Source organism: Candidatus Obscuribacterales bacterium, assembly GCA_036703605.1.
Classification (GTDB): Bacteria; Cyanobacteriota; Cyanobacteriia; order RECH01; family RECH01; genus RECH01.
Window position 1 is genome coordinate 1 of the sequence record DATNRH010000033.1, and the last position, 4,330, is coordinate 4,330.

Consider the following 4,330-nt stretch of genomic DNA (forward strand, 5'->3'; position numbering starts at 1 on the left):
ACCTTCACCGACCAATCCTTAGGAATTTGCGCCTCGGCCCAAGGCCCTGCATCGAAAATATTCTGGATTTTGAACACCTGCCCATCCGGAATCATCTCCTGGGCAAAGAAGCCGGTCATCGCGCCCCAAATCGCGCCGCCCAAAATGATCAACATACTGGCATGAACCACAATCGGGCCAATCCGCCCGGCAATCCCTTTACGGGCATAGAGCGTCTGCCCCTCTTGAAAGGTGAGGTAGCGCTTCTGACGCAGCAGCGGTTCTAGGGTCTCTAGACTGCCCTCCGACATCTCCGTACTCAGGGCCAGCTTCTCGAACTGGCGCGGTTGATCATAGTACCGCCAGGTTTGCGCCGCTTTCAGGGAGGGCAACTGACGGGTAAAGGTGCAGGCGGTGAGGCTACCTCCCAACAAAATCAGCAGCGCCAAGAACCACCAAGTGCGATAGACGTGATCCAATCCCAAGGTTAAAATCACCTTCCAGGACAGAAATCCAAACAGGGCCGGGGCTTCGGGATAGTTGGCTTGGTAAAAGCTGAGGGACTCGCCCTGCTCAATCACTGTGCCGGAAATACTAAATACGGCGATCGCCAACAGCAACGCGATCGCCAACCGCAAATCGGCCAACAGGGGCACCATGTCTTGGGTCACATAGCGACGTAGGGCAGCGATCGCCCTAGAAAACACGTTGGAAGATGAAGTCTCAGCCATGGGATATCAAATCAAAGGATAGGGGAATCAGGGATGTGCCAGCCTTAGGCACCACTGGGCAACACCCGCAGCAAAATCGAGAAGACGCCAAACCCCACCAGCAACACACCGCTAGCAGGGGTGATCCAACCCGACCAGCGCCGCAGCTCTAGCAGTTTTTTGATCGAAGCCGTGAAGGTGCCCGCTAGAACCAGGGGAGCCACATAGCCAATGGCGTAGCAGAGCAGCAGGCCACTGCCGACAAGAGGATCCGCTGTTTCCACGATCCAGGCCAGAAGAGTGGCCAGAACCGGGGTGCTGCAAGGGGAGGCGACCAAGCCAAAGGTTAATCCCAGCAGGTAGGAACGTAGCCCCCGCGGCCAGTCTGCCGCAATCCAGTCTGTACCACCTAGGTTCGGGAGGGGAATCGGGAGAGCATCGAGGAGGTATAGACCCATGGCGATCGCCACCACGCTAACCACAATCGGCAGCCCCAGCCCCACTTGTCCATAAACTTGGCCCACCAGAGCAGCAAATACCCCCAGCGCCGCCAGGGTCGTCGCCAAACCCAGGGCAAACCACAGGGATTGAATGGCAGCCTGCAGGCGAGTCGTGGCTTCGTAGCCGCCAATGTAGCCGACGGTAATCGGCAGCATAGACAACATGCAGGGGGTGAGGCTTGTTAGCAATCCCGCCAGGGTAATGATGGCAATGCTGGTGGGGGTGATGTGGGCGAGCTGGCTGGAGACTAACCCGTTGGCAAAGGACTCAAGTTCGTAGAGGCGAGTTTGTAGCGTATCAAGCATGGCGATCGAGACGGGTCTCTGGAAAGGCAGGAGTGGCTAGGGGATGGAGGGTCAGGGCTGGGAATGACAAGAAGCGATCGCCCTTGAAGCATCGTGAAGCATCGTGGGGCATAACCAACCGTCCCTGCTTTATTGTATCGGGTTGCATGGGTCGAGACGATCGCTATCGAGTGGGGGGCGATCGCTCCGCCTGCCATCAGCCCGCTACCGGCATAGCCACCACCTTACGATCATGCCCTTCCCGCGCCACGCGCACCAGCAGCCCCGCCGACACCAGGCTAGACAACATGGAGCTGCCCCCATAGCTAAACATCGGGAAGGGTAGCCCCGTGGTTGGCAATGCGCCCGTGGCTACGCCAATATTCAACAACGCCTGCCCTACCAGCAATGCCACAATGCCGATCGCCACCAATCGATGAACCGGACGCTGGGCCTTGACGGCAACCCGTAGTCCTACGGTGGCGTAGGTCAACAACAGCAGCAGCAGCAGTAAACCACCCACCAGACCAAATTCTTCCGCATACACGGAGAAAATGAAGTCGGTGTATTGAATGGGCAAGTAGAACAACTTTTGCTGAGATAGGCCAAATCCAGTCCCCCAGATCCCACCTGACCCGATGGCCATCAAACTTTGCACCAGTTGATAACCATGCTGGGTAGGGTCTGCCCAGGGATCTAAAAATGAGATCACCCGCTGCCGCTGGTAGGGATTTGAGGCTAAGCTAATCAGCGCTAAGCCCAAGCCGCCACCAGCCGACCCAAGCAGGTAGGTATAGGGCAACCCAGACGCCAGAGCGATCATCCACACAACCATGCCGCAAAGCGCTGCTGTACTGAGGTTGGGCTGGGTGAGAATACTGCATAGAACCAGACCAAAAACCCCAACCCAACCCAGCCGAGTAGCCCAACTCAGCCGATCCCATTGCCCAAAAATCCGCGCACTTTGCAGCACCAGAGCTGGCTTAATTAATTCTGAGGGCTGAATCGAGAGGGGGCCAATCACCAACCAGCGCGTTGCGCCATTCACCGTAAAACCCAGTCCTGGAATATGGGTCATCAAAATCAGCCCTAGACATAGCAGAACCAGCCAGTCTGTAATCCCCAGCATGTATCGCAGCGGCGAGTGGGTCAGAAAATTAAACCCAATCAATCCAATAAAAATCCAAATGAGCTGAGTTCTGAAATAGTAAAGACCATTGCCCGTCTCGGCCTCTGCCACCACATAAGAAGCAGAAAAGAGAACGATCAGCCCCACCATCAGCCACAAAAACGTCAGCCATCGCAGAATGCGCGCCTCGATCGCCCAATCTTTGACCGATGGATCAAACACGGGGATGGCATAGTGCAGAATATTCACCATGGCAGATTGACCTTGTCCTATCCCACTCAACATAGGCACAGTATAGGCTCAAACTTCAGCCCCATCCCTGCACCATAAAAATGCGACATAAAAAAAGAGGCCACTTAGTGACCTCCTCAGCATTCAACAAAATCAATAAACCTTGAAACGAGCAAGACCCCAGCACCCTGTGCTAGGAGGACAGGCGATCGCCCCTTAGGCGAGGCCGGTGTTCATGCCAGGCTTGCCAGTAGCCAGCTCAACCTTAATAATTTTGCCACCCATTTTCATGATGCGTTGTTGCTCCCGGAACCAGTTATCGTAGGCAACTAGTTTCGTGAAGTAGGTGTTCTGTAATTCGCGCTGAGTGCGGATTCGAGTTTGGCTAGGCACACAGGCTGTAACTTTAAACATTCGCATCGGCGACCATCTCCCTCAGTGAGCTAAAGACGTAAATCTGGATAAAAATCTAAGAACCTATTGTTCGCTTGATATACCCAACTACTTATAGCGGGTTTTCTATACAGAAGACTGGGAGTCAAGAATCAACCTTAAGCTATCAGAACTGACGGATCGTCAGCTTTCACAACCTAAAACTCACTCCCAACTACCCAATCTTCACCATAGTGAGCGGTAAGCTACACGTCGAGCGCCATGCTTACCCAATGCACTAGCTTAAGCCAGAGCAGATGTAGTCGAAGTAAACACCCATTTCCTTACCAGCATCAGCGCCCACTAGGCTAGCGGTCACTTCTTTCATGGCTTGGATAGCTTGCACAGTTGCACCAACCGGTACACCCAAGGAGTTGTAGGTTTCTTTCAAACCATTGAGCACGCGCTCATCGAGGATAGAAGGATCACCAGCCAACATGGCATAGGTGGAGTAGCGGAGGTAGTAGTCGAGGTCGCGGATGCAAGCAGCATAGCGACGGGTGGTGTACATGTTACCACCGGGACGGGTGATGTCAGAGTACAGCAGGGACTTAGCCACAGCTTCTTTGACGATGGTTGCAGCGTTGGCGCTGATGGTGCTAGCGGCACGAACGCGCAGTTCACCGCTTTGGAAGTAGCCTTTCAGCTTTTCCATCGCAGAGGCGTCAAGGTACTTACCTTGAACGTCAGAGGAATTGATAACCGAAGTGATAGCGTCTTGCATGATTTAGCTTCCCTAAACAAAGTCGTTATGAATCAAAAGGTTTGAACGGCTGCTGGTGGGGTAAAACCCTACTGCATTGCCCCAACAACATAGTCGAAGTAAGCACCGGCTTCAGCCGCATCTTCAGAAGACATCAGAGAGGTGGCAATACCTTTCATGGCGCGAACGCTTTCTGCCACTGCATCGATGGGGGTGCCGAGAGAACGGTACATCTCACGAACGCCAACGATTCCGATTTCTTCGATGGGGGTGACATCACCCGCTACAACCCCGTAGGTTACGAGGCGGAGGTAGTAGTCCATGTCCCGCAGGCAAGTAGCGGTCATTTCTTCGCCGTAGG

The 4,330-nt window shown here is 54.2% G+C and carries 6 protein-coding genes; all 6 read right to left on the minus strand.

The genetic code is table 11. The features are described from left to right. On the minus strand, window positions 1-710 hold a 710-nt coding region (locus tag V6D20_00795; protein ID HEY9814335.1), incomplete at its 3' end, for a cytochrome c biogenesis protein ResB. 44 nt (window positions 711-754) lie between these two features. Further along, window positions 755-1,495 (minus strand): cytochrome c biogenesis protein CcdA, encoded by a 741-nt coding sequence (locus V6D20_00800; protein HEY9814336.1) that lies wholly within the window; start codon window positions 1,493-1,495, stop codon window positions 755-757. A gap of 196 nt (window positions 1,496-1,691) precedes the next feature. After that, window positions 1,692-2,888, minus strand: coding sequence for an FtsW/RodA/SpoVE family cell cycle protein (locus tag V6D20_00805; GenBank protein HEY9814337.1), 1,197 nt, complete (start codon window positions 2,886-2,888; stop codon window positions 1,692-1,694). Window positions 2,889-3,050: 162 nt separating this feature from the next. Next, window positions 3,051-3,254 carry a phycobilisome linker polypeptide gene (locus V6D20_00810; GenBank protein HEY9814338.1) on the minus strand — a complete coding sequence of 68 codons (204 nt, stop codon included), beginning with the start codon at window positions 3,252-3,254 and terminating at the stop codon, window positions 3,051-3,053. Window positions 3,255-3,504: 250 nt separating this feature from the next. After that, entirely contained in the window at window positions 3,505-3,990 is a 486-nt protein-coding gene (gene apcB, locus V6D20_00815; protein ID HEY9814339.1) for an allophycocyanin subunit beta, read from the minus strand. A gap of 68 nt (window positions 3,991-4,058) precedes the next feature. Further along, window positions 4,059-4,330: allophycocyanin (locus tag V6D20_00820; protein ID HEY9814340.1), on the minus strand; the 272-nt coding region annotated here is incomplete at its 5' end.

Coding starts and splice junctions, on each gene's coding strand:
- V6D20_00800 (HEY9814336.1), bottom strand. CDS start 1,495: ATGCTTGATACGCTACAAACTCGCCTCTACGAACTTGAGTCCTTTGCC.
- V6D20_00805 (HEY9814337.1), bottom strand. CDS start 2,888: ATGTTGAGTGGGATAGGACAAGGTCAATCTGCCATGGTGAATATTCTG.
- V6D20_00810 (HEY9814338.1), bottom strand. CDS start 3,254: ATGCGAATGTTTAAAGTTACAGCCTGTGTGCCTAGCCAAACTCGAATC.
- apcB (HEY9814339.1), bottom strand. CDS start 3,990: ATGCAAGACGCTATCACTTCGGTTATCAATTCCTCTGACGTTCAAGGT.